Source organism: Erwinia sp. V90_4 (genome assembly GCF_029967685.1).
Taxonomy (GTDB): domain Bacteria; phylum Pseudomonadota; class Gammaproteobacteria; order Enterobacterales; family Enterobacteriaceae; genus Erwinia; species Erwinia aphidicola.
This window is the reverse complement of sequence record NZ_JASCAQ010000070.1, coordinates 14,670-39,290: the sequence shown is the minus strand read 5'-3', so window position 1 is coordinate 39,290 and position 24,621 is coordinate 14,670. Positions and strand designations below refer to the sequence as shown.

26 protein-coding genes and 1 tRNA gene are annotated in these 24,621 nt (G+C 59.4%); 9 read left to right on the top strand and 18 right to left on the bottom strand.

All coding sequences use genetic code 11. From position 1 onward, the window contains the following. Positions 1-155: 155 nt before the first annotated feature. Positions 156-392, bottom strand: coding sequence for a DUF1435 domain-containing protein (locus QLG07_RS22935; RefSeq protein ID WP_062818456.1), 237 nt, complete (start codon positions 390-392; stop codon positions 156-158). A 255-nt stretch (positions 393-647) separates the two neighbouring features. Between QLG07_RS22935 and QLG07_RS22930 the strand changes: the two genes are divergently transcribed. Then, a complete protein-coding gene (locus tag QLG07_RS22930) occupies positions 648-1,745 on the top strand; it encodes a diguanylate cyclase (protein WP_048914712.1) in 1,098 nt (365 codons plus the stop codon). A 218-nt stretch (positions 1,746-1,963) separates the two neighbouring features. Further along, a complete protein-coding gene (locus QLG07_RS22925; protein WP_133624703.1) occupies positions 1,964-2,437 on the top strand; it encodes a YbaK/EbsC family protein in 474 nt (157 codons plus the stop codon). Between the two features lie 222 nt (positions 2,438-2,659). Here the strand turns inward: QLG07_RS22925 and QLG07_RS22920 are convergent, their stop codons facing one another. Further along, a complete protein-coding gene (locus tag QLG07_RS22920; RefSeq protein ID WP_133624705.1) occupies positions 2,660-3,865 on the bottom strand; it encodes an MFS transporter in 1,206 nt (401 codons plus the stop codon). 231 nt (positions 3,866-4,096) lie between these two features. On the opposite strand from QLG07_RS22920, the gene QLG07_RS22915 reads away from it, so the two are divergent. Both QLG07_RS22915 and QLG07_RS22910 read left to right on the top strand, forming a co-directional pair. Beyond that, the gene (locus QLG07_RS22915) at positions 4,097-4,513 is read left to right on the top strand and encodes a DUF2946 domain-containing protein (RefSeq protein WP_282470229.1); all 417 of its coding nucleotides are present in this window, start codon (positions 4,097-4,099) and stop codon (positions 4,511-4,513) included. Positions 4,514-4,572: 59 nt separating this feature from the next. After that, entirely contained in the window at positions 4,573-5,988 is a 1,416-nt protein-coding gene (locus QLG07_RS22910) for a PepSY-associated TM helix domain-containing protein (RefSeq protein ID WP_282470228.1), read from the top strand. Between the two features lie 135 nt (positions 5,989-6,123). Here QLG07_RS22910 and QLG07_RS22905 read toward each other — a convergent pair whose 3' ends face one another. The 3 genes from QLG07_RS22905 to QLG07_RS22895 all read right to left on the bottom strand — a co-directional run bounded on the left by QLG07_RS22905 (position 6,124) and on the right by QLG07_RS22895 (position 9,591). Then, a complete protein-coding gene (locus tag QLG07_RS22905; RefSeq protein ID WP_187497506.1) occupies positions 6,124-7,110 on the bottom strand; it encodes a nucleoside hydrolase in 987 nt (328 codons plus the stop codon). Positions 7,111-7,124: 14 nt separating this feature from the next. Further along, positions 7,125-8,114, bottom strand: a complete 990-nt coding sequence (locus QLG07_RS22900; protein WP_282470227.1) for a LacI family DNA-binding transcriptional regulator — start codon at positions 8,112-8,114, stop codon at positions 7,125-7,127. An 82-nt stretch (positions 8,115-8,196) separates the two neighbouring features. After that, positions 8,197-9,591 (bottom strand): MFS transporter, encoded by a 1,395-nt coding sequence (locus tag QLG07_RS22895; RefSeq protein ID WP_048914705.1) that lies wholly within the window; start codon positions 9,589-9,591, stop codon positions 8,197-8,199. Between the two features lie 567 nt (positions 9,592-10,158). On the opposite strand from QLG07_RS22895, the gene QLG07_RS22890 reads away from it, so the two are divergent. After that, positions 10,159-10,713, top strand: a complete 555-nt coding sequence (locus QLG07_RS22890) for a histidine phosphatase family protein (protein WP_048914704.1) — start codon at positions 10,159-10,161, stop codon at positions 10,711-10,713. Here the strand turns inward: QLG07_RS22890 and QLG07_RS22885 are convergent. After that, positions 10,710-11,291: a TetR/AcrR family transcriptional regulator gene (locus QLG07_RS22885; protein ID WP_187497508.1), complete on the bottom strand. Its 582-nt coding sequence runs from the start codon at positions 11,289-11,291 to the stop codon at positions 10,710-10,712. The genes QLG07_RS22890 and QLG07_RS22885 overlap by 4 nt on opposite strands. A gap of 152 nt (positions 11,292-11,443) precedes the next feature. On the opposite strand from QLG07_RS22885, the gene QLG07_RS22880 reads away from it, so the two are divergent. From QLG07_RS22880 to yjjJ, 3 genes are all read left to right on the top strand, one after another. Beyond that, positions 11,444-12,235 (top strand): SDR family oxidoreductase, encoded by a 792-nt coding sequence (locus tag QLG07_RS22880; protein WP_230048821.1) that lies wholly within the window; start codon positions 11,444-11,446, stop codon positions 12,233-12,235. Positions 12,236-12,374: 139 nt separating this feature from the next. Further along, positions 12,375-12,451: transfer RNA gene (locus tag QLG07_RS22875), tRNA-Ile, on the top strand. A 181-nt stretch (positions 12,452-12,632) separates the two neighbouring features. Further along, positions 12,633-13,937 carry a type II toxin-antitoxin system HipA family toxin YjjJ gene (yjjJ, locus tag QLG07_RS22870; RefSeq protein ID WP_282470226.1) on the top strand — a complete coding sequence of 435 codons (1,305 nt, stop codon included), beginning with the start codon at positions 12,633-12,635 and terminating at the stop codon, positions 13,935-13,937. Between the two features lie 36 nt (positions 13,938-13,973). Here the strand turns inward: yjjJ and QLG07_RS22865 are convergent, their stop codons facing one another. The 6 genes from QLG07_RS22865 to QLG07_RS22840 all read right to left on the bottom strand — a co-directional run bounded on the left by QLG07_RS22865 (position 13,974) and on the right by QLG07_RS22840 (position 17,926). Beyond that, positions 13,974-14,315 (bottom strand): HigA family addiction module antitoxin, encoded by a 342-nt coding sequence (locus QLG07_RS22865; protein WP_282470225.1) that lies wholly within the window; start codon positions 14,313-14,315, stop codon positions 13,974-13,976. Positions 14,316-14,398: 83 nt separating this feature from the next. Next, on the bottom strand, positions 14,399-14,707 hold the full coding sequence (locus tag QLG07_RS22860; RefSeq protein ID WP_282470224.1) for a type II toxin-antitoxin system RelE/ParE family toxin: 309 nt from the start codon (positions 14,705-14,707) through the stop codon (positions 14,399-14,401). A 141-nt stretch (positions 14,708-14,848) separates the two neighbouring features. Beyond that, positions 14,849-15,499: a DUF1109 domain-containing protein gene (locus tag QLG07_RS22855; protein ID WP_282470223.1), complete on the bottom strand. Its 651-nt coding sequence runs from the start codon at positions 15,497-15,499 to the stop codon at positions 14,849-14,851. Further along, positions 15,486-16,043, bottom strand: a complete 558-nt coding sequence (locus QLG07_RS22850; RefSeq protein WP_099754353.1) for a sigma-70 family RNA polymerase sigma factor — start codon at positions 16,041-16,043, stop codon at positions 15,486-15,488. The genes QLG07_RS22855 and QLG07_RS22850 overlap by 14 nt, the downstream gene beginning before the upstream one ends. A 56-nt stretch (positions 16,044-16,099) precedes the next feature. Next, positions 16,100-17,338, bottom strand: coding sequence for a thioredoxin family protein (locus QLG07_RS22845; RefSeq protein WP_282470222.1), 1,239 nt, complete (start codon positions 17,336-17,338; stop codon positions 16,100-16,102). Positions 17,339-17,362: 24 nt separating this feature from the next. Further along, positions 17,363-17,926, bottom strand: a complete 564-nt coding sequence (locus QLG07_RS22840; RefSeq protein WP_048917293.1) for a peroxiredoxin — start codon at positions 17,924-17,926, stop codon at positions 17,363-17,365. Between the two features lie 451 nt (positions 17,927-18,377). Here QLG07_RS22840 and QLG07_RS22835 point away from each other — a divergent pair, with 451 nt between their 5' ends. Beyond that, positions 18,378-18,743 carry a hypothetical protein gene (locus tag QLG07_RS22835; RefSeq protein ID WP_191149552.1) on the top strand — a complete coding sequence of 122 codons (366 nt, stop codon included), beginning with the start codon at positions 18,378-18,380 and terminating at the stop codon, positions 18,741-18,743. A gap of 37 nt (positions 18,744-18,780) precedes the next feature. Here the strand turns inward: QLG07_RS22835 and pqqF are convergent, their stop codons facing one another. From pqqF to pqqA, 6 genes are all read right to left on the bottom strand, one after another. Next, positions 18,781-21,138, bottom strand: coding sequence for a pyrroloquinoline quinone biosynthesis protein PqqF (gene pqqF / locus QLG07_RS22830; RefSeq protein ID WP_282470221.1), 2,358 nt, complete (start codon positions 21,136-21,138; stop codon positions 18,781-18,783). Between the two features lie 3 nt (positions 21,139-21,141). Further along, positions 21,142-22,290: a pyrroloquinoline quinone biosynthesis protein PqqE gene (gene pqqE, locus QLG07_RS22825; RefSeq protein WP_048917295.1), complete on the bottom strand. Its 1,149-nt coding sequence runs from the start codon at positions 22,288-22,290 to the stop codon at positions 21,142-21,144. Then, positions 22,277-22,558 carry a pyrroloquinoline quinone biosynthesis peptide chaperone PqqD gene (gene pqqD / locus QLG07_RS22820; protein WP_282470220.1) on the bottom strand — a complete coding sequence of 94 codons (282 nt, stop codon included), beginning with the start codon at positions 22,556-22,558 and terminating at the stop codon, positions 22,277-22,279. The genes pqqE and pqqD overlap by 14 nt, the downstream gene beginning before the upstream one ends. Continuing rightward, complete coding sequence (gene pqqC, locus QLG07_RS22815) at positions 22,555-23,310, bottom strand: pyrroloquinoline-quinone synthase PqqC (protein WP_048917296.1); 756 nt, start codon at positions 23,308-23,310, stop codon at positions 22,555-22,557. The genes pqqD and pqqC overlap by 4 nt, the downstream gene beginning before the upstream one ends. Continuing rightward, the gene (pqqB, locus tag QLG07_RS22810; RefSeq protein WP_282470219.1) at positions 23,307-24,218 is read right to left on the bottom strand and encodes a pyrroloquinoline quinone biosynthesis protein PqqB; all 912 of its coding nucleotides are present in this window, start codon (positions 24,216-24,218) and stop codon (positions 23,307-23,309) included. The genes pqqC and pqqB overlap by 4 nt, the downstream gene beginning before the upstream one ends. A 180-nt stretch (positions 24,219-24,398) precedes the next feature. Further along, positions 24,399-24,470, bottom strand: coding sequence for a pyrroloquinoline quinone precursor peptide PqqA (gene pqqA / locus QLG07_RS22805; protein ID WP_072166356.1), 72 nt, complete (start codon positions 24,468-24,470; stop codon positions 24,399-24,401). Positions 24,471-24,621: the final 151 nt, after the last annotated feature.

Sequence of the window (24,621 nt, the reverse complement as noted above, 5' to 3'; positions counted from 1 at the left end):
TTCAGGTGTTAGTGTCTTAACGGACGTGAGGGTTCAAGTCCCTCTCTTCGCACCATGTTGAATCCCTCATAAGTGACTCCCACCGTATTTCATCCGTTTTTCTCTGATATCAACACTCCCTGTTATTGTCTGTTCATCCCTGTTTTATCCGTTCATCACCCTGACGTAAAATTCACCGAAATCGCCGCAACGCCGCCCGCCAGTGCTATGCACGATGGCAGCAGCATGTAGTGACGCAGCCGTTTATGAAACAGCATCACCAGGGTTGCGAGGAACGCCGCCACCATCAGTACGCGCCATTCACTGAACGACAGCTCCATCATCGCCACCAGCGGCATCATGGCGCACGGCAGCAGGATCCCCCAGCCGCTATCCAGTCGTTTACCTATCATCCAGCTTCCCCCCTAATCCACACGCTTACAAATGATAATGATTACCAATAGCATATGATAGTTCTTATCATTTTGCAGCAACATTGTTGAAACTTTGACCCCGCAGATGACAGTTCCAGCTTTAAGTGGTAGATTGGCAGCGAACACTATTAAGATAATTCTTATAATAACAACTCAAAACTATTCCAGGTTGGGATATCGGCCATCACGCAATGATAGCGTTTTGATATTTCAGGGCAGTCATGAGTATTCATAATGAAAATACAAAGCTACGATGAATTGCTGCACAGCAAGCGTCGGCTATCGCTGATGCTATTTCTATTTTTAAACACAGCTACCGCTTCATTCTGCATGCTGCGCGTGAATGGCTATGCCGCGTCAATGGTAACCAAGCCCTCCCTCGCGATAGTAATAATGAGCGTCACCTTACTGATATGGATGTTGTTAAAGCCTTTAGGGAAATTTCCGCTATTAAATATTGCGGCGCTGATTACCGGAATACTTTGGGCGTGGCAAATTGTGGTTAAGTATAATCAGGCGTTTTATTTTGACGACAGCTATCTGATGATGGCGCTGGTCAGCGTGTTCTTTATCAGCGCCATTGCGCTGGGAGATCACCTGCTGGCCTTTTGCCTGCATACCGCCCCGGCCTCCGTGGCGGTGCTGATGCTCGATCAGGGGCAAAACACGCTGCTGATACTGTTCACGATTACGCTGCCGCTGATTGGCTTCACCCTGCACCACCTGATGCAGCGCCGCCGCGACCACTTTACCCGGCGGTTGGTGAGCCAGCTGTATGAAGAGAAAGAGACCTACAGCGATCTCAGCATGCTTGACCCGCTGACCGGGCTGTATAACCGGCGCGGGCTGAAAAACCGCCTGGAAAATATTCTGGAGAATCACGCTGGCAGCCACTTTGTGCTGCTGCTGGATATCGACCATTTCAAAGCCTATAACGACAATTACGGCCATGCGATGGGTGACCAGGCGCTGGCGCGGGTATCAGTGGCGATCCGTGATGCCGTGCGCTCGCGCGATATCGTCAGCCGCTACGGCGGCGAAGAGTTTTTGGTGCTGCTGACCAACGTGAATGAGTCGATTGCCCTGAAGCTGGCCGAGCGCATCCGCCAGTACGTGCTCGACCTGGATATTCCTCATCACTTTAACGATCGGGTCGCAACACACGTCACCGTCAGCGCCGGAATTGCGCCACTGATTGAAGAGGATTTTGATACTGCGCTGGCTAATGCAGATAGGGCATTATATCTGGCAAAAAACCAGGGCCGTAATACTATCCTCAGCCATCAGGATTTGATTAAAAAACCACTGACTCAGGCCGCCGACGCGCTGTAAAAATGAATGAGCCTGGATAACAGGCTCATTCATTTTCAAAACTTCTCCTTTACTTAATACAAACGCTTTATTGCCCACACCGAATAAGATATTAAGCCAAATTAAATCGAGAACAGTGTAATTAGCACCGCTGTTTTTTCATCCTGCGCGAATTTTTTGCCGTTTACAGATTGCTAACAATATGGCAATTTTATCGGCTAAAAATTCAGGAGAACAGCATGAGTCTGGAATCTGTCAGGCAGTTTTTTGCCGAACGCGCCCCCGAAATCAGCATCATTGAACTGGCGGAAAGCACTGCCACCGTCGATCTGGCGGCGAAAGCCCACCGGGTCACCCCGGGGCAGATCGCCAAAACCCTGTCGCTGAAGGTGAAAGACCGCGTGGTGCTGATCGTCACCCGTGGCGATGCGCGGCTGGACAACCGTAAGCTGAAAGAGGCGCTAGGCAGCAAGGCGCGCATGCTGAGTACCGATGAAGTGGTCACCTGGACCGGGCACCCGGTCGGCGGCGTCTGCCCGTTCGGGCTGGAGCATCCGCTGACCGTCTATTGTGATGTGTCGCTAAAGGATTTTGACGAGGTGCTGCCTGCCGCAGGCGCTATCCATAGCGCAGTGCGCATTACCCCCGACTATATGGCGCAGCTCACCGACGCCGAATGGGTGGATGTATGCCAACCACCGATGAATCCGTAGGGGTCAGGCATGTCTGACCCAGGGCGAGGCATGCCTCGCCCCTACCCGGAGATTTGGATATGCGCCAACCACCGATGAATCCGTAGGGGTCAGGCATGTCTGACCCAGGGCAAGGCATGCCTCGCCCCTACCCGGAGATTTGGATATGCGCCAACCGCCGATGAATCCGTAGGGGTCAGGCATGCCTGACCCAGGGCGAGGCATGCCTCGCCCCTACTTTATTTAAGGTTCCCCGGAGATTTTGACGCCGCGCGTTTCGCGCCCGAAGGCGACAATCACGCAGATCAGCACCGCGACGGTGCCCGCCACAATCGCCATCGCCAGACCGTAATTGTTGCCGTGCGCCTCCGCGATTTTTGACTGCAGCGTAGCATTGACCGAGGCAATCAGATTCCCCAGCTGGTAGACAAAACCCGGCAGCACCGCACGCGCATTGGCCGGCACCAGCTCGGTGAGATAGGTCGGCACCACGCCCCAGGCTCCCTGCACCATAAACTGCATAAGGAATGCACCGATGCCCACAGCCCAGGAGCCGCTGGAGAAAGCCCACAGCGGCAGCACCGGCAGCGCAAGGAACGCGGCAATCATCATTGCCTTTTTACGCCCGATCTTCTCCGACAGCGAACCAAAGAAGACGCCGCCCAGCATGGCGGCGATGTTGTAGCAAATAGCAATGATGCTGATGACGTGCGGCTCTAAGCCGTGCTGTACCTTAAGGAAGGTTGGGTAGAGATCCTGCGTGCCGTGGCTGAAGAAGTTAAAGCAGGCCATCAGCAGCACCAGATAGACACACAGCTTCCAGTGGCTTTTCAATACCGGCATCAGCGCGCTGCTCTCTTTGCGCTCGCGTGCCGCCAGCCACACCGGCGACTCCGGCACTTTGAAATAGATAAACGGCAGCAGCAGGATAGGCAGTGCGCCAATCAGGAACATGCCGCGCCAGCCGACCAGGCTGTAGCACAGGCCGAAGATCACCGACGCCAGCAGGTAACCGCACGGATAGCCCGCCTGGAATACGCCCGACATCAGCCCGCGTGAACGGTCAGGAATGGTTTCCATCGCCAGCGAGGAGGCCACGCCCCACACTCCGCCCATCGCCACGCCGTAAATCACGCGGAACACCAGGAACCACTCCAGCGTCGGCGACCAGGCCGACAGCAGTTCGAAAATGGTGAAGGTGATGATATTCACCATCAGGATCGGGCGGCGGCCAAATTTCTCTGCCAGGCGGCCAAACAGCAGCGCGCCAATCGGTCGCACCGCCAGCGTCAGCATAATCGCCAGCGAAACCTCGGAAATTTTAGTATTAAAGTTTGCGGCAATATCGCTCAACACGAAGACCAGAATAAAGAAGTCAAACGCGTCCAGCGTCCAGCTGGCAAAGCTGGCAAACGCCACGTTGCGCTGGGTCGAAGTCCAGTTAAACATAGGGTCAGATCCTGTCTTATAGGGCGAGAGGGGTGTTAACCTTTTGTTTATAACATGTAATACAGGTGTTTCCGGGCGGCCTTTTGTCAGGCTTAGATTCAGGCTGTAAGCGCGCGTTTCATTCTATTACCCATGTAATCATTAGCCCACTAACCGTGTTTCAACTTAAATCGCCTTAATCTGAGCAACAATCTTTTCCATCCCGGCAATCAATTCACGTACAATCCGCGCATGTCTCTATGCGAATTTTCTTATACCCGCAGTCGGCAGGCCGCCTGGCTTGGCCTGCTGGCGATACTGCTGCTGTTTGTTGCTCCGGTGATTTCCAAATCACTGGCGGATCGGCGCGGCGGTGACAGCATGATGATGCATCATGCGATGGGTATGGAGATGGAGATGGCCGGGATGCCGGCGATGGACCCGCCGATGCCGGACCATCATCCGCTATCAATGATGGATGACAGCGCCTGCGGCTACTGCGTGCTGCTGGCGCACCTGCCGCTCGACATGCTGGTGCTGCCGCTGCTGTGGTCGGCGCTTCAGGCGGCCAAACCGCCCCAGCTGCCGCTGGTGCAGTCGGTTGCCGCACGCATTGTTCCCCGCTATTTCCACCCTCGCGCCCCGCCGCAGACAGTCGCTTTCCTGTAATCACGTCATTTATTGCCTGCCCGTGCGCAGGCCCTGATGGATGCCTGTTTATCAGGCGGATGGAAGAGACTATGTCAGAACAACTGAAACCTATCCCCCTGCACGCCAGCCAGAGCCGCAGCAGCGTGCTGCCGCTGCTGCGTCGCCTGCATTTCTATATCGGGCTGTTTATCGCCCCGTTTATCTTTATCGCCGCGCTGACCGGCACGCTGTATGTGCTGACCCCGCAGCTGGAAAAGGCGCTGTATCATCAGCAGCTGTTTACCACCTCCAGCGGTGTGGACCAGCCGCTGTCTGCCCAGGTGGCGCGCGCCAGCGAGTTGAACGGACCTGGTGCGAGGATTGTGGCGGTACGCCCGGCCCCGCACGAGGGCGAAACCACGCGAGTGATGTTTTCCCGCCCCGGTCTGGGACCGTCGGAGAGCCAGGCGATATTTATCGACCCGAAAACGCTGGAAGTGCGCGGCTCGCTGACCGTCTACGGCACCAGCGGCATCCTGCCGCTGCGCACCTGGCTCGACTATCTGCACCGCAGCCTGCTGCTGGGCGAGGTCGGGCGCAACTACAGCGAACTGGCCGCCAGCTGGCTGTGGATAGCCGCGCTGGGCGGTGCTCTGCTGTGGGCCACCCGCCGCCCGCCGCGCCGTAAAGCCAGTGCGCAGCCAACGCGCGCGCAGCGCCTGGCCGGGCAGCGCCACTGGCACACCACGCTCGGGCTGGCGCTGCTGCTTGGTCTGGTATTTTTCTCCGCCACCGGGCTGACGTGGTCGCGCTGGGCCGGAGAGAATATCGCCCAATTGCGCAGCCATTTCGGCTGGTTAACACCCCAGGTCAATACGGCCCTGCATCCCGAACCGGCGATGGCGATGCCGATGGATGAACACGCCGAGCATCAGGGCCATATGATGATGGCGCACGATGCCGCGCAAGTGGCGATCCATCCCGCACAGTTTGATCGCGTGCTCAGCGCAGCGCGGGCAGCCGGGATTGATGCGGCGAAGCTTGAGATCCGCCCCGCTTACCAGGCGGATAAGGCCTGGACGGTGAATGAGATTGACCGCAGCTGGCCAACCCAGGTCGACAGCGTGGCGGTCAATCCGCAGAATAATCAGGTGATTGATAAGGTGGAGTTCGCCCAGTTTGGCCTGCTGGCGAAGCTGACGCGCTGGGGCGTGGATGCGCATATGGGGGTGCTGTTCGGGCTGGCGAATCAGCTGGTGCTGGCGCTGTTTGGCCTTGGGCTGTGCGTGATGATCGTCATCGGCTACCGCATGTGGTGGCTGCGCCGCCCGGCGGGTGGCAAGGTTGCCCCGCTGGATACCCTGCTCGGCTGCTGGCGCCCGCTTTCAATCAGCGCCCGTTTCCTGCTGCTGGTGATCGTTGCGGTTGCGGCGGTGAGCTTGCCGGTGATGGGCGCCAGCCTGCTGGTGCTGCTGGCGATAGATATGTGGCGCTGGCGTAGTGTCACGACATAAACACCCGATGTATATCATCGGCACGGGACGACCGGAAAAAATGGTCTTCATCGTAATGGGTGCAAATCATCGGCACGGGACGACCGGAAAAAATGGTCGTCCCCTACGGTGGGGCGGGCATGCCCGACCCGGGATTTAAGCCAACGGCTTTGCCAGGTAACGCTCCAGCATCCCCAGCAGGCGCTGGTTATTCACCGTCTGCAGCACGTGGACTAACCCACCCTGCGGCTGACCGATACCCACATCCACCCGCAGCGGCTGGCGGAAACGCCAGGATTTCCCGCGCGTCATGCCCGGCCGCAGCTCGACATCGACAAAATAGTCAGCGGCGGTCGCCACCTGCTGATTCAGCAGCCACGCCACCACCAGCGCATCGTGGATCCAGCAGCCCGGCAGATGACGGGTATGGATGGAATAGTCAATCCACGGGCGCAGCGTCTCGGTGACAAAGCGCGCCAGCACCGTATCGATTTTAGCGATGCGATTCAGATCCTGATGGGTCATCAGCGTCTGGCTGGTGACATCCATCGGCACCAGGGTGATGTTTGCCCCGCTGCTCAGCACCTTGTGCGCCGCTTCCGGGTCGATGCCAAAGTTGGTGTCTTTAATAAAGTCGTCCAGCGCAAACACCCCGCCCATAATGGCGATCTCCTGCACCGCATCGGCCATCTCCGGGTAACGCTCCAGCGCCAGCGCCACATTGGTCAGCGGGCCGATCGCCACCAGGGTAATTTTGCCCGGGTTGGCGCAAATCAGCTGCCCCATCGCATCGGCAGCCTCCTGCGGCGGCGGTGAACAGGGCGGCGGCTGACGCACGCCGCGCCACAGATGTGCCAGCTGGCTGGTGTGCACCCGCGTATCCAGCGCTTCACGCCAGGCGGCGGCGGGTTCACACAGTGCGGCATCCGCACCTTTGATCACCGGCACCGCTTGCCCGGTGCGCTCCATCAGATCTTTCGCCACGCTGTATCCGACATCGCTGGGCGTGTTGCCCGCCACGATGGTGATCAGCTCCAGCGAGATCTCCGGCGCGGCCATCGCCAGCGCGATAGCCAGCCCGTCATCGACGTTGGCGCCTGCAATACCATTCCCCGGATCGCAATCAATAATTAATCGTTTCATTTATCGGTTTCTTATTATCGGGCCAGCTTGCAGCCACAGGACTCGCCAATTTCCAGCTGGTGAGAAAACTCACGCAGCGTGGTCTCTCCTTTCCATGCCGCGAGCATCTTAATCGCGGTTTTTGCCATCTCCTGCACCGGCTGACGTACCGTGGTCAGCGAAGGAACATGAAAGGCGGATTGCTCGGTGCCGTTGAAACAGACCAGCGCAATATCGTGCGGGACGCGGATCCCCTGCTCGGAGAGCGCACGGATGCAGCCAATCGCCTGCGCTTCGTTGGCGGTGAACAGCGCGCGTGGACGAGTGGCGCCCTGCAGCATCTGCTGTGCCGCCTGATAACCGCCGCTGCGGGTGTAAGGCGCGGCGAAAACCCACTCTTCGCGCTGCGCCACGCCCTGTTCAGCCAGCGCTTCGCGCCAGCCCTGCAGACGATCCTGCGCGTTAAGCATCTCCAGCGGGCCGGAGATAATCCCCACCGCCGTCACCTGGCGCGAAGCCGCGCGCTCATCAACGCGCAGCACGCTGACCTGCAGGCTGGGATCGACTCTGTCCAGCATCACAAACGGCGTATTGCTGGCCTGCAGAACATCAATATAGGGGTGGCGATCGACGCTGGTGTAAATCAGGCCGTTGACCTGCTGGCCGAGCAGATTGTTGATCAGCTGCAGCTCGCGCTTGCGGTTATCGCCAGAGTCGCCGAGCAGCATCACCATGTCATTGGCCTGAGCTTCCTGCTGCAAGGCATTTGCCAGCGAGGCGATAAACGCATTGTTGATATTCGGCACCACCAGCCCGTAGGTTTTGGTGGTGCCGGAAGCCAGCGCTCGCGCCACGTTGTTCGGGCGATATCCGATCTTTTTAATCGCCGCCAGCACGCGCTCGCGCGTGGCCGGGGCCACCGGGCGCGGGCCGTTGTTGACAACGTAGCTCACCACCGCCACCGAGGTTCCTGCCTCTTTCGCCACATCGGCGCGGGTTGCGCGCTGAGGGTTCTGTTTGCTCACAGGCATTTTCCTTTGGTTTGAAACAGCTCAAAGCCGGGAACAGGTTCCCGGCTCACGCATCCTTTGAGTTCGTTATCCCTGTTTATATCGCATCGTTCGGGTCATTAAGATCGCGCCCGCGGGTTTCCGGTGCCACAAAGGTGGTAAGGAAGCCAATGCCCGCCATCACCGCAAAATAGGTCGCAATCGGCCACCAGTGCCCGGTCCAGGAGAGCAGCGCCGCAGCCACTAGCGGCGCGGTGCCGCCGGAGAGAATCGAGCCAATCTCTTTCGCCGTCGCCATTTTAGTGTAGCGGTGGGTTACCCCGAACATCTCAACGCCCCACGCGGCCTGCACGCCAAAGATCCCGAGCGATGCCAGCCCCATGCCGGTGACGATGGTGGCAATGACAATCGCCGGCTCGCGCGAATCGAGCAGCATAAAAGCCGGGAAGGCGTAGAGGATTAACAGCAGACAGAAGCAGCGATAGGTAATGCGACGACCGAAGCGGTCCGAGAGCCAGCCGGCCAGCGGGATAATCAGGAAGCCGAGCAGCGAGGCGATAAATACGGCGGTGGTGGCAACGGACTTATCCACCGCCAGCACTTTCACCACGTAACCAATGATAAAGCCCTGGGCCAGATACGACGGGCCGTTCTCACCGATGCGCAGGCCAATCATGGTCAGGAAGGCACGGCTACGGCGCCAGAAACCGCGGGTATCGGCCTCCTGCGGCTGCGCGGCGATTCGCTGCTCACGCTGCGCTTCAACTTCCGCTTTCTTGCGTTCAAATACCGGCGTTTCTCGCAGATGGCGGCGGATCCACAGTGCCACCAGCGCAATCAGCGAGCTGCACAGGAACGGAATACGCCAGCCCCACTCCTGCAATGACTGCTGGTCCATCTGCACCACCGCCAGCCACACCAGTGACGCCACCAGCGTACCGCTGTTGGAGCCAAGAGCAATAATCGAAGAGACCAGCCCACGCCGCTGCGCCGGGGCATATTCGCCCAGCATCACCGTGCCGCCGGACAGCTCCGCCCCTGCGCCAAAGCCCTGGCTAAAGCGCAGGACCACCAGACAGGCAGGCGCCCACAGGCCAATTGAAGCATAGCTGGGGATAAGACCGATAAGGGTGGTGGAAGCGCCCATCAGGATGATGGTGGAGACCATGACGACTTTACGACCCTTACGGTCGCCCAGCCAGCCAAAGAACAGTGCGCCAATCGGGCGGGCAATAAAGCCGACAGACCAGGTCGCGAAGGTGGAAAGCAGTGCCATGGCGGGAGTGGCTTCGGGGAAGAAGACATCGCCAAAGATAATCCCGGCGGCAAGACCATATAACGCGAAATCGGCATATTCCATCGCCGTGCCGAGCCAGCAGGACAAGGTGGCACGCCAGAAATCTTTGCGTCCTTCGGGGGTGGTTAAACGTTCATCTGCCGCCGAGGTGGCTGGCATTGCACTATCCGATGCGACGTTTTGCGGTGTAGACATGAAAATTTCCCTGATGTGAGGAGTTCAGTTTGTCACCTTCCCTGGTTCGCACTCCTCCGCAGAGGAAAATTCGCCAGTGAAGATGCTGATATAAAAGCCATGACGAAAGGTCGTGTAAGGTTCCCTGGTGTTGGAACGCTTCTTCGCTTTGCGCCGCCGGTCTAAAAATGACCAGTCGTATAAGTTACGCGAAACTAAGTTGACCTTCAGGTGACTGCTAACCATCAAGCACCGTGAATTTTCACTACGGAGCTATTGTATCTACGCGGGTAGATAAATCAAGCCATCGCAGCACAATTAATTAGATTATCTTGACATTCACAACCAGGAGCTGCCAAAAAATCAAATAAAATCAACGGGCTGAATCGTGTGAAAAACATGCAATTTTTTTCCATCGCGCCACGGGGCAGCAAAACTTAAGACAAATGAGGTTAAACCGCGCGCTGGCCCGACGTTTTTAACCGCTGGATGTTGCGCTTTGATGACATCGTCTGAAAAATGCCGGGGCGTTTGTCTTGATGCCGGGGAGTGGTTAAGCTGACGGACGGAATAAGCAGGCGAGATGCGATGACCATAACTCTGATGCGCCACGGTAAACCCGACCACCACCTCCCCGGCCGCCGCTCGGCGCTGGCGATGGCGCAGTGGTGCGAGGCCTACGATCTGGCTGAGATCTGCGATCGTCCGCCGGAACGCAGCCTGCGGCTGGCGGCGCGGGCGCAGGTGATCGTCACCAGCCCGCTGCCGCGCGCGCGTTCGTCGCTGGCGAAGCTGGGCAGGCAGGCGCAGCACGTCGATGCGTTATACCGTGAGGTGGCGATGCCGGTGATGCCGCTGGCGTTCCCTGCTCTGCCGCCGCTGCTGTGGCTGCCGCTGCTGCGCGCAATGTGGCTGTTTGGCTACAAAGGGGAGGTGGAGTCATACGCCGAGGCAAAGCAGCGCGCGGCGCGTGCCGCCCTGCAGCTGATTGCGCTATCCCGGCACGGCGATGTGCTGCTGGTCGGTCACGGCATCATGAACAAACTGATTGCGCGCCAGCTGCGCAAGCTCGGCTGGCTGGGGGAGAAACACGCCAGCAGCCGCCACTGGAGCAGTGCCATCTACCACCCGCCGCTGATTTAAATCCCGATACGCTGCTTAAGCGCGGTGCGCGACGCCTGTAGCGCACTCCCGGCACGGGCTTCATCCGGTATCGCGCGCGCCAGCGCCATCGCGCCGATCATCTCCGCCTGCACCGAACTCGCCAGCATTCGTGCTTCTTCATGCCCCAGCGCACTCAGCCACTGCACCAGCAAAGCATGCATCGCCTGAATCCCCTGGTCAAAGCGCTGACGTGCCTCCGGCGGCAGGCGCGAAGCTTCACCGCTCAGTGACGGCAGCGGGCAGCTGCACTCCGGTGCATTACGCGCCTCGGGCGACAGGTAGAGGTCAATCAGCTGTGCCAGCTGCTGCGCGACGCTGCCGTCGCTTATTTCGCTGCGCACGCGCGCGTGGGTCTGATCGAACATCTGCCCGACCACCTGCGCCACCAGATCGTCACGCGAGCTAAAGTGCGCATAGAAGCCGCCGTGGGTCAGCCCAACGCGCTTCATCAGCGCCGCTACGCCGATCCCCTCGGTGCCGACCACGCGCATGATCGCCGCCGCCTCATCGAGAATGCGCTGGCGGGTACGTTCTTTGTGACTGACTGCTTCTGACATAACGGCTTCCTGAATGAGCGCCCACAGGCAAGGGCTATCAGAGTAATTATTATGATCGTCATATTCAATGCGGGTGGCGTATTGACAGTATATATGATGACCGTCATATTAGCTCAGGGCAAACATGATGACCATCATATAGAGGAATAACCATGACAACGGCAACTTTGGGTACGGCAGTGATTACGGGCGCGTCGAGCGGTATTGGCGCGGTCTATGCCGAGCGCCTGGCGGCACGCGGCTATAACGTGCTGCTGGTGGCGCGTGACCAGCAGCGGTTAGAGAAGCTGGCGCAGCAGCTGGCCGACAAATACGGCATCAGCAGCGAAGTGCTAGCGGCGGACCTGACCAATAAGCAGGACCTTGCCCGCGTTGAGCAGCGCCTGCGCAGCGACGCCAGCATCAGCCTGCTGGTGAATAATGCCGGAATGAGCGTGGATGGCGACTTCCTCGATAACGATATCGACAGGGTAGAGACGATGATTGCGCTGAATATCCTCGCCCCTACCCGCCTTGCGCACGCCGCAGGCAATGCATTTAAAGCTCGCGGCCACGGTACGCTGATCAACGTGGCTTCGGTGCTGGCGCTGGTGCATGAGATGTTCAACGGCGCGTATAACGCCAGTAAATCATTTGTGCTGACCTTCAGCCGTTCGCTGGAAGCGTCGCTGAGTGCGCACGGCGTGCGCGTGCAGGCGGTGCTGCCGGGCATAACGCGCACCGAAATTTTCGAGCGCTCCGGCAAATCACTGGACGAGGTGCCGCCGCAGATGATTATGGAGGTCGATACGCTGGTTGATGCCGCGCTGGCGGGACTCGACCTGGGCGAGAGCGTGACGATTGCGTCACTGGAAAACATTGAGAAATGGCAGGCCTACGAGGCAAGTCGTGCGGCGCTGATCCCCGATTTATCACGCGATCGGTCAGCGTCACGCTACCGTTAACGCCTGCGCGGCGCGGCCTGCGGCAGATAACGGTTATGATTCAACCAGTTCCGGCCAAAATAAATTTGCCTGGAATTGCAGCAGACAACGGTTAAGCGCTGGATCGGGCCGCGCAGTTACATTATAATCCTGCGCCTCAGGCCCCATAGCTCAGTTGGTTAGAGCACGCGACTCATAATCGCTTGGTCGCTGGTTCAAGTCCAGCTGGGGCCACCAGATTTTAGCTTTAGAATCATACGATTAAGCCATCCTGAAAGGGGTGGCTTTTTTGTTTCTCAAACTTTGTGTCGCCAAAGTGTCGCCCTGTTCTCCCTCTGCCCCATCCGGATAGTGACTGGTTAATATTTAACTGATAGATTATCTATTCATCTACCTATTCACAAAGTGATTCAACCTTATGCCAGAACGCTCTGACAGGATACGCCAGTTGCTCAACCAAGGGCCGATGACTTCCCGACAACTGACTGAAATAATGGGTATTAGCCAGCCAACGCTGTCCCGTGCATTGCGGATTCTCGGCGAGGAGATTGTGCGAATCGGAGCGGGTCCATCTATTCAGTATGCCCTGCATGATGCCTGGCGCGGATTCCGATCTGCCCCCATTTACCGCATCAGCGATGAAGGGCGCGTCAGGCCTCTTGGCGAGCTTATTCCGGTTCGTCCGGAAGGGTTTGTCATGATGCAGAGTGACGGCGTGAGCCTTCACAGCGACGGGCTGCCGTGGTGGCTGTTTGACATGCGTCCGCAGGGGTATCTCGGGCGAGCCTATGCATCAAAGTATGCGACCGAACTCGGCCTGCCCTCGAATCCAGAGCAGTGGACAGACGCGGATGTGGTCAGGGCATTGCTCGCACAGGGTCATGATGCTATCGGCAATCTGCTGATTGGCGAGCAGGCGCGGGAGCGTTTCCTCGAGATGCCGGAGCCCACCCCGGTTGAGCGCGCCATGGGGTATCCCGCGCTGGCGCTGGCGGCAGGGGCCGGTGAGGCACCAGGGTCATCTGCTGGCGGTGAGCAGCCTAAGTTCTGCACCTATACGGATCGTGGTCACGTATTAGTAAAATTTTCGGCTCTGGACGATAACCCGGTTAGCGAACGCTGGCGCGATCTGCTGCTGGCCGAGCACCTGGCGCTGAGAGTGGTTGGGGTAGCAACAGAGATCGTAGATTTTGCTGGTCAGCGCTTCCTTGAGATCCCCCGCTTCGACCGCGTGGGCAAACTGGGCCGTATTGGCGTCTTCTCGCTGCGGGCACTCGATGCAGAGTTTGTCGGCAATGCCAGGGCTTACTGGCCCGATCTGGTGAACAGCCTTGTCGCCGCGGGACATGTTCAGCCAGAAGCCGCAGCCGGCACCGCCCGGCTTTGGGCATTCGGGACGCTGATTGGCAATACCGACATGCACCACGGAAACCTGTCGTTCATCAGCGATCATGGTCGCCCGTATCAACTCGCGCCCGCCTACGACATGCTGCCGATGGGGTTCGCTCCCAGAGCGGGGGGCGCAATCGTAAACGCGCTGCGCCCGGTGTCGCTGCCGCAGGTGATTAGCAGGGAAATCTGGCAGCAGGCGCTGGAGCTGGCCGAAAACTTCTATGCTGCCGCCAGCGGCTGCGGCCGCTTCTCCCCCCGTTTCGCCCCGTGCCTTGACGCATTGCGCCATCACCTTGACGAAGCCAGATCGCGTATCGCCCGCCTGGGATAAAAGGCAATCATATCCTTTAATTACAGGCTAAAAACACTATGCCGCCTGTTCTTCCTGGCTTTTTCTCTTCGCCATAAATTCCATTACGGAAGTTACCCGGCTAATCTCTTCCTGAGCGCGTGCATCATTTTCAACTTCCCAAATATCAACGCTGTTCTGCAGGTTTAACCAAAACTCGACGCTGGTTTCAAATGCAGCGGCCAGCCTGAAGGCCATGTCAGGCGTTAGTTTGCGGTTGTTATTGACCAGTGCGCTAACAGAATTGCGATGCATATTGATCATCTGAGCTAAATCATTGATTTTTAATCCAAGCGGTTCCAGATATTCGTATTGAAGAATATCCCCAACAGTACTCGGTTTACGGGTTGCCTGTTTCATGACTTACTCTCTTTTAAGTTCAAACACTCTGAAGCGAGACACTTAAGTAACACTGCCTGCTGTTTAATCTGGGTCTACATTTATCATTTGTGATTTTTGTAGTTGTGCGGATCCAGGTACAAGTCTAAAGCCTTACCGTCAACCCATCTAAAAATCAGCCGATATTGCTGATTCACTCGAATAGCAGAATACTCATCTAAAGGTGGACTCAGCTCTTCGTAACGATTTCCCGGTGGCGATTTCAAATCTTTGTATGTGGCCGCCGCATTGATAATGTCGAGTTTTCTTGCAAGAGCGGATTCGATAGTTGATGGGATCTTTCTATGCGCTTTGCCGTATATGAAAAAATCCATCAGCCACTCATCCCTGAAACTATCGATATGTCTTAGCATGCCGTAAGAGTCTCCTTCTCAAACGATAGAGCACACAATAACGCACACCTGCACTGTGCACAAGTGCAAATTTGCATTATTCTTACCGCTCACTATCACCATCCAGCCGGGTCGTTAGAAACGACTTGAGGCAGGTCACTCTCAGATCATATTGCCATCCACCCCAATCCACCGCCTCCCCAGCACCACCGTCAATACCACAATCGTCACGCCCGCCGCGAGGTGCATGGCGAAGTCCAGCGCGTGCAGGTGGATTTCATGGCACAGCGACAGCAGCATCGAGGACATAAAAGCGATGCCGCAGCCGGCCAGCGCCAGGCTTTGGCGCGGATAGAGCGAACGGGTGCGCTGCAGGCTGATGATGGAGATGACAATCATCGGCAGGCTGGCGGAGAGCATAAACAGATAGCAGTGGATGCCCTCGCCGAAGCGACCATGCTGCGGGACGGCGGCAGTGGGCGCGGTGTTCAGCAGGTTGAGCCCCAGCCACAGCACGGCCAGCAGCGCGGCCCAGCGCAGCCCGAGCGGCTTGCGGCCTGCGATGCTGAGGTTAAACGCCCCGGCGATAGTGCTGGCACCGATAATCAGCGAGAGCAGCAGCGTGGCGAGCGCCATCAGCGCCCCGCTCTGCGTCCAGTCGGTGAAGCGGGAGTGCAGCGCCCAGCTGCTGAGCGTACCGCACGGCAGCACCGCCGCGATCCAGGCAGCCACGCGCCAGCCGGTCGGCCAGGTGCGCTTCACCGGGCGGGCTGAGCCGCTAAGTTTGTCGATCAGATGGTCATGATTTCTCATGATTACCGCTTCCATATTTACGTAGGTTGAGCATTGCGCGATGCAACAGTGATTTCACCGCCGAGAGCGACAGATTATTTTCCGCCGCCGCCTGCGCCAGGCTCTGCTCGCGCAGATGGACCGATTCGACGATCTCGCGCTGGCGCAGCGGCAGGCTGCCGAGATAACCGTTTAACTCTTCACCCTCGGTGGTGATATAAGCCCCTTCACGGGCGGGCTGCTGCTGCAGCGCTTCGTCATCCTGCACTTCGTGGCGGCGCCCGCGCTGGCGCAGAGCATCAATCGCCCGCGCCGCGCTGATCGCCGCCACCCACGGCAGGATCGGGCGCTGGGGATCGTAGGTGTGACGCACGCGGTGAATCGCCATTAACGTCTCCTGGATCACATCCTCAATCAGCGCCTCATCGGCGATTTTTTTGCGCACGAAGCCGCGGATGGCGGGCACCATCGCTTTCAGCAGCTGGTTATAGGCGTCTCTGTCGCCTGCCTGGGCACGGGCCATGAGTGCTGGCCATAACCGCGCGCGGGCGTCAGTGTCCGCCATTGCCTGACCTGAGAAACTTAAGGCATCGCATTACGCAGAGGTTTACTCCCGTCTGTTTACGTTTTTTTTGCGCCGGCTGTCGCTTTATCGAGCGCCGAAATCACAATGTTTGGCGTCAGCACCTGCGGCAGCACCACCGGCTTACCGCCGTCGGCCGGATAAACCACGTAGAGCGGTAATCCACCCCGGCCAAAATCACTCAGCGCCTGCTCCACGTCCGGATTGTACTTTGTCGAGTCGGCGACCATATAGATGGTATCGGTACGCGCCATTGCCGCCTTCACCGCCTGGGTCGACAGCGAGGTGCGGTCGTTCACCTGGCAGGTAATGCACCATGACGCGGTAAAGTTCACCAGGATCGGTTTGCCCTGCCCTTTAATCGCATCGACGTTGGCCGGGGACCACGCCACGGCGGCGGCGGCTTCAGAAGCTTGCGCGCTGCCTGGCTCATCCGCCGACGCTTTAAGGTTAGCCAGCGGCGGCACCGCCAGCAAAATAAATAGCGCGGTAGCAGTGTGCAGCGCCCAGTGGCGCTGGCCCATCATACGGCGTTTCTGCGCCATGCCATACAGCCAGGCGGCAAAGCTCACCAGCAGACAGCAGCCGAGGATCGCCGCCAGCGCCGCCGATCCCGCCTGGCGCTCCAGCACCCAGATTAGCCACGCCACCGCAGCGAGCATCGGGAAAGCCAGCGCATGCTTCAGCGTCACCATCCAGGTGCCCGGTTTTGGCAGCACGCGTGCCAGAAGCGGGAAGAAGGAGACCAGAGTAAAGGGCGCGGCAAAACCGAGCGCCAGCGCGATAAAGATCACCACGCTGACGGCGGGCGGCTGGGTCAGCGCATAGCCGACCGCGCTGGCCATAAACGGCGCGCTGCACGGGGTGGCGACGATAATCGCCAGCGCCCCGGTCAGCGCCGAGCCGGTCAGACCGCCGCGCCCGCTGCCCACTTCGCCGACGCGCTGCACCGACATGCCCACTTCAAACAGGCCAAACAGGTTCAGTGCCGACAGCAGCATCACCAGGATCAGCAGCGCAATCACCAGCGGCGACTGCAGCTGGAAGCCCCAGCCCACCGCCGAGCCGCCGGAGCGGGCCAGCAGCAGTACGCCCACCAGCAGCAGCATGGTGACCACCACGCCCGCCAGAAACGCCAGCCCTTCAGCCCGCGCCTGGGCGGGCTTGTCGTGGTGGCGGATCAGGCTCAGCGCCTTCAGCGAGATAACCGGAAACACGCACGGCATCAGATTGAGAATAATGCCGCCAAGGAAGGCGGCGGCGATGGCAGTCAGCATGATGAACCCACTCAGGTTAGGAAGTTAAGCCGGGTTGGCCTGACGATATTTTTTCACCGCGTCCAGCGCTTTCTGGATATGCGCGTCCGGGTTTTTATCGGTGTAGCTCAGCAGGATTTTGCCATCGGGCGCAATCACATAAGAGGTACGGTCAGAGAGGGTCTGGCCTTTCATCTCCATGGTGCTTTTATACTCTGCGGCCACTTTCGCGCCTGGGTCAGCGGCCACGGTGAACTTGTCGCGGCACTCAAGCTGGGAGAATTTAGCAATCTGGTCAACGTTACCGGCGGTAACGCCAATCACGGTGGCGCCCTGTTTTTTGAACTCATCGGTGGCTTCGGCGAAATCGTGCGCTTCCAGCGTGCAGCCCGCGCTGAAGGCGGCCGGGAAGAAGTAGAGCACCACCGGCCCTTTTTGCAGCGCCTGCTGCAGATTAAAGGTGGTGGCTTTACCCGCCAGCGCAGCGCTCAGGTTGAAATCGGGGGCTTTCTCGCCCACCTGCAGCGCGGCGAGCGCGGAGGTGACGGGCAGTGTCAGGCTCAGAACGGCTGCGGCAGCCAGCGTACTTAACGAGGTTTTGTAACGCATGTTGTTTCTCCAGTATGAAAAAAGGCAGAGTGCCTGATGACCTTAACTGGAGTTTCGCTGGAGTTTGGGCAAAGGTTGCGGTCGGGTGAAAATATTTTTCACTGGCGCGACTATCCGGTCAGCTGCAGCGCCTGCGCCAGGGTCATATCCCGCGGCGAGGCTTCGCTGATATCCAGCTGGTGAAACGCCCCCAGCATCCACGCGACACAATGTTGCAGGCGGAAGAGGAATCAGCAGGCGATAAGTGCACGCTTTGCCCTGGATTAGCGCGGGAACCAACGGATAAAGATTTTGCGTACCCTCTCTGAAACCAGTGTTGAAGGCTGGCGCCTGACTGGGATAAGCCCGAAATATTTTATGCGGTGTTTAAGGCTCGGTATTCAACAATTTTTTGCGTTGATGTTAGAATTCAGCAACACAGCTAATGATTTAACAACCATGGAAGATGTTCATGAAAAAAATTCTGGGGTTAGCCCTGTTCACTGCTGCTTTTAATCTGCACGCTGCCTTTATTCATCCAATGGATTTCGACGGGTCGGAAGCCCAAAAAAAAGAAGTGATTGAATACATTCAGGCAAAAGTGAAAAAAGACTACTGTGAAGGCAGTATCGATATGTGCCAACCTACCACGTTGCGCATGATGGAAAAGCAAAACCTCAAGGCTTTCAAGCAGATGACACAAGCCAAAAATCGCCCAGTAATGGACAAAGTGATTGCGGATTATTGCCAGGGCGCTATTGATATGTGTAATTACAACAACTTAGATATGATGTACAAACAAAATGTAAAAGCCAGCGGCGAGAAACTTAGCTGGTAATCACGTCACATTAGGTCATATCAGATGGCCTGCCCCCTCATTTAAGCTGATTACTCACCCGCCACCAGCGTTCACGCTGCTGGCACAGCTGCAGGTGGCAATGCTGAAGCCGTTCGAGGCCCAGCCCGGCAATCGCGCCCTGCGTCAGCGGCGCGGCAACGCTCTGGCGCTGCTGCCAGCGCTCAAGGCTGAGCACCAGCGCGTCCTGGCTGCTGCTGTCCAGCGACTCGGTTAACACCGCCTGATTATCCGCCAGCTGCTGCGCCGTCATTGCGGCCAGCTGCTGCGTCATCTGCGATAAAAATTTGTCAATGCACTGCCACAGCTGCGCCACGCTGAAGGTGGGCGACTGTAGCGCAAACAGGATGCCAGGCTGGCCCGCCACCTGCTGAAAACGACAGCTGACCACATAGCCAATATTCTGCTCCACGCGCAGGCGCTGGAAAAAAGCCGGCTGATAGATCAGCGCCAGCAGCTGCCACGCGGCGAGGCATGCGGCGCTGTTCTCTGCCAGTGGGCAGAACAGCAGCAGCGCGGCGTCGGGGCTGGCGGTGGCAATGGCATATTCAGGCTGCGGCGCGATGGGCTCGGGCAAGGCGCGCACCGCCGGGTTGATTGCGCCGGGGAAGGCACTCAGCAGCTGCGCCAGCTGTTGATGCAGCGCCGCGTCGCCCCCTTCCAGCGTGGCCTGCCAGGCAACGTGCGGCAGCATGTTGCCTGCCGGAGTGTCAGCGGCCGCCTGCAGCAGTTCCGGTAACGCCTCCAGCAGCGCACGTACCGCAATGCCTGCATGCCGCGTCTGCTGCTGGCGCTGATGTGCGCGTTTGCCCTGGGCGATCGCCTGAGGCGCGAGCGATCGCAGGCGGACGATCAGATCGCTCAGCGTGCTCACCATCAGCAGCGGGCTGGCGCTGAGCTGGATCAACCACAGCCCCTGATGGCGGCTGACGCTGAGTGCGGCATCCTGATGCACGCAGCTGGCCGCCAGCGATCGCAGGCTGGCCTGCAGGATCTCGCCCCAGGACGCAGGCAGCGCCTCCAGCGGGCTGAGCAGCAGGATCGGTTGCTCAGGGCCGGGCTGATGGTGGAGTAATGCCTGATGCACCGGCAATGTCGGCGTTACCGTGCCGCCAGGCTGCGGATAGAAGCGCAGATCCGGGCCAGCACGGCGTGCCGGTTTAAACGGCCCCGGCTGGTAGCGTAAGGGGAACCCCTGCGCAGCCCGCAGCGGCAGTGGCCGATCGGAGATGCGCAGGCGGGTCGCGCGCGCCGGGTGCAGCCCCTCCAGCAGCGCGTTGAGATCCACATCGGCTGCCTGCACGGGCGCAAAGCCAAACGCCCGTTCGCGCAGCTGGTCCATCGGCGGCAGCCGGGAAAAGTGCCGATCCGCCAGCAGCGCCGCGTGCTGGCGCTGCTGCGCGGTGAGCTGCGTGAGCTGCTGGAGCCAGTGCAGCACCCGCCCTTCCACCGCCGCGGACTGCTGCCGATCCACCAGCGTCAGCTCAATGCTGACCACCGTCTGCGAAGCGCTGCGGTAAGCCAGCAGCAGGCGCGCCTCATCGGCGAGATCGTCGGCGCGCAGCGCGGCCATCAGCCCGCCCTCTGCTTCATCCAGCAGCAGCTGGCGCAGCAGCGTCAGCTCGCGTTGATACTCCCCGTCCAGCAGGTATGAGAGGCGCAGGCGCGGCGCACCGCTGAGCTGCAGGGCGATATCCCGCTGCGGAGCCAGGCGCAGCGCGGGCAGCGGCGCCGGGGCGGCCTCCTCGCTGACGAACGTGCTGGCGTAATGCTGCGCCAGCTGCCCTAGCTCGTCGTCACTCTGCGGCCCGTGCAGCCACAGTGTCATATGCGGCGCGCGGTAATAGCGCTGATGGAACTGGCGCAGCGCGGCAAGCAGCGCCGCGATGTCGCTGCCAAAATGCCGGGCATTGCCCGCCTGAAAACGCTGCCACGGATGCGGCTGAAAGGCGCTGCTGAGCGCCGCCTCACACAGCGTCTCCTGATGGCTGCTCAGCAGCTGGCACTCGGCGTCGAGGGTGGCGATTTCCTGGCGGATGGCCTCCTCAGCCAGCAGCGGCGCCGCCAGCATATCGCTGAGCCGCGCCAGCGCTTCTGCCAGCAGGGAGGGCGCGCACTCGAAGAAGAAAGCCGTGCTGCTGCCCTGGGTGGTGGCATTTAGCCGCCCACCCTGCGCGGGCAGCCAGCTCATCAGCCGCTGCGCGCCGCTGAAGCTGCGGCTACCGGCGAACAGCAGATGCTCCAGCAGATGTGCCAGCCCCGGCCACGCGTCCGGTTCCTGGTGGCTGCCGACATCAACCTGCAGCAGCGCCGCCGCACGGGTCGCCTGCGGGTCGCTGACCCGCCTAACCCGCAGGCCGTTACTGAGGCGCAGCATCCGTCAGCCCTTGAAGATCAGCTGCGCGTTAACCCGCTGGGAGTTAGCGCGGTTGCGGAACTGCAGCTGGTTCACCTGGATATTGGTGCAGTTGGCCTGCTCACGCGCGGCGAGGATTTGGTGGTGATGCTCCGATTTACTGCACACCGGGTCGGTGTTGTCGGCGCTGCCGGTCAGCATAAACGCCTGGCAGCGGCAGCCGCCGAAGTCCTTCTCCTTCTCCGAACAGGAGCGGCACGGCTCCGGCATCCAGTCAAAGCCGCGATAGCGGTTAAAGCCGAAGGAGTTAAACCAGATATCCTGCAAACTCTGCTCCAGCACCGACGGAAACTGCACCGGCAGCTGGCGCGCGCTGTGGCACGGCAGCGCGGTGCCTTCCGGCGTGACGCTGAGGAAGATCGCGCCCCAGCCGCCCATGCACGGCTTGGGCCGCTCTTCATAGTAGTCCGGGGTGACAAACAGCAGGTTGGCGAGGTTATCGCTGGCGGCCATCTTCTCACGGTAGCGATGCACCACCGCTTCAGCGCGTTCAATCTGCTCACGCGTCGGCAGCAGCCCTTCGCGGTTAAGCTGCGCCCAGCCGTAAAACTGGCAGGTCGCCAGCTCAACGTCATCCGCTTCCAGCTCAATGCACAGCTCGATAATGCGATCGATCTGATCGATATTGTGGCGGTGCAGCACGAAGTTAAGCACCATCGGGTAGCCGTGGGCCTTCACCGCACGCGCCATCTCCAGCTTTTGCTGGAACGCCTTCCTGGAGCCGGCCAGTGCCGCATTCAGCACTTCATCGCTGGCCTGGAAACTGATCTGAATATGATCCAGCCCGGCCTCGGCGAAGGCGTCGATCTTCTTCTGCGTCAGGCCGATCCCCGAGGTGATCAGGTTGGTGTAGAAGCCGAGATCGCGCGCCGCCTTGATAAGCTCAGCCAGATCCTTACGCACCAGCGGTTCACCGCCGGAGAAGCCGATCTGCACCGCGCCCATCGCGCGCGCCTGTTTGAACACCTCGATCCACTGTTCGGTGCTCAGCTCTTTCTCCTGCTGGGCAAAGTCGAGCGGGTTCGAGCAGTACGGGCACTGCAGCGGGCAGCGGTAAGTCAGCTCCGCCAGCAGCCACAGCGGTGGCTTAACGTGGGATTCAGGCTGGTTCACGGAAAATTATCCACTTCTGCTCGCGCGCCGCCGCGAAGAAATCGATGACGTCATCGTCCACGCCGCCCGCTTCCGGGAAGCGTGCGTTCAGGGTATCGACGATCTGCGCCAGCGTGCGTGTGCCATCCACCAGCTCAAGGATCAGGGCGGCGCTGTCGTTGAGTTTCGCCATGCCTTCCGGGTAGAGGATCACATGGCAGCCCTGCACTTCCTCCCACTGCAGGCGGTAGCCGCGGCGGAACATCGGGATGGTTTGTAGGGTGCTCACAGCAGCCCTCCTTTATGCCAGACGGGCTGGTCGGTGACGGTGTGATACGGTGGGCGCTGCAGGACGTAGGCCATGGTCATCGCGTCGAGCATGCTCCACAGAATATCGAGCTTGAACTGCAGGATCTCCAGCATGCGCTGCTGCTTCTCTACCGTGTCGCAGTACTCCAGCGCCAGCTGCAGGCCGTGCTCCACGTCGCGGCGGGCCTGGCTGAGGCGGCCACGGAAGTAGCCGTAGCCCTCTTCTTCAATCCACTGATAGTGCTGCGGCCAGCTGTCGAGGCGCGACTGGTGGATCTGCGGGGCGAACAGCTCGGTCAGCGAGCTGCAGGCCGCTTCCTGCCACACCGCGCGGCGGGCAAAGTTGACGTAGGCATCCACCGCGAAGCGCACGCCAGGCAGTACCATGCGCCCGGAGAGCAGCACCTCACGATCCAGCCCTACCGCTTCACCCAGGCGCAGCCAGGCTTCAATACCGCCGTCGCTGTCGCCCTGGCCGTCATGATCGAGGATGCGCTGCACCCATTTACGGCGCGTCAGGGGATCCGGGCAGTTCGCCATGATCGCCGCATCTTTTAGCGGGATGCTGGTCTGGTAGTAGAAGCGGTTCGCCACCCAGCCCTGGATCTGCTCACGCGTCGCTTCGCCGTTGTGCATGGCAATGTGGAAAGGGTGATGGATGTGGTAACAGGCGCCGCGATCGCGCAGCGCCTGCTCAAACTGCTCAGGGGTCATCAGGGTCGGAGTGCTCATAGTTCGATACTCATGCCGTCAAAACTGACCTCGATGCCCTGCCGGGTTAGCGCGGCACGCTCGGCGGAGGATTCATCAAGGATCGGATTGGTGTTGTTAATGTGGATCAGGATCTTACGCCTGGCGGGCAGATCGGCGAGCAGCGCCATCAACCCCTGCTCTTCGCCCAGCGCCAGGTGGCCCATATCACGCCCGGTATTGCGCCCGACGCCGGTGTTTGCCAGCTCGTTATCCTGCCACAGCGTGCCGTCAATCAGCAGGCAGTCGGCCTGCGCCATCAGCGCCAGCAGCGCAGCATCCGGCTCGCCGAGGCCCGGTGCGTACAGCAGCTTGCTGCCGGTTGCGCGGTTTTCGATCATCAGCGCGATGTTATGGCCAGGCAGCGGGCGCCCGCGATACGGCGAATAGGGCGGCGCGTTGCTGAGGATGGCAATCGGGGTAAAGGTCAGCGCCGGGCAGACCGCCACGGAGAACGGCTCGCCGGGCTGAATAGCGTGATGCTGCAGCCCGCCGTTCCAGTGCTTCAGCATGGTGAAGATCGGGAAGCCGCTGGTCAGGTCCGCGTGCACTTCTGGCGTACACCACACCTGGTGCGGGCAGCCTTCGCGCAGGTTGAGCAGCCCGGTGCAGTGGTCGATCTGGCTGTCGGTAAGGATGATCGAGCCGATCGCCGTGCCGCGCAGCGCGCCGTGCTTATTGAGTTCGGGATTGGCGGCGATCTGGTGGCAGATATCGGGCGACGCATTACACAGCACCCAGTCGCTGCCGTTATCACTGACGGCTATCGAGGACTGGGTACGTGCCGTAGCCGGGATGCTGCCATCGCGCACGCCCTGGCAGTTGCGGCAGTTACAGTTCCACTGCGGGAAGCCGCCACCGGCCGCAGAGCCGAGAACTTTGATTTTCATGGGGAAACCGGGATTAGGAATTAAAAATGCCCGCAATAACGCAGGCATCAATGCAATTGCCTAAATAATTCGTGCTGTAACAAGGCAGCAACGCAGCATATCCCCGGGAGCTTACATCAGTAAGTGACCGGGGTGGTCGAGGAAAGCTAACGCAGTTACAGTGCGAAGTATGACGGCAATTTAACGGTTGGAGATATATAAGGTCACTTCCAGGCCCAGACGCATATCGATGAAAGTTGGTTTAGTCCACATAATCATATCCTCTTGGTGTTCAAAAAACAGACGTCACACCTGTCAGTGTCGACAAGGGATCGGCATGTTGTCAAATTATAAGAATTTGGCGGCACAGATGTTGCGCCTATGATAAATCGATATCAACCCTAAAATCTGCACGGTTTATGCT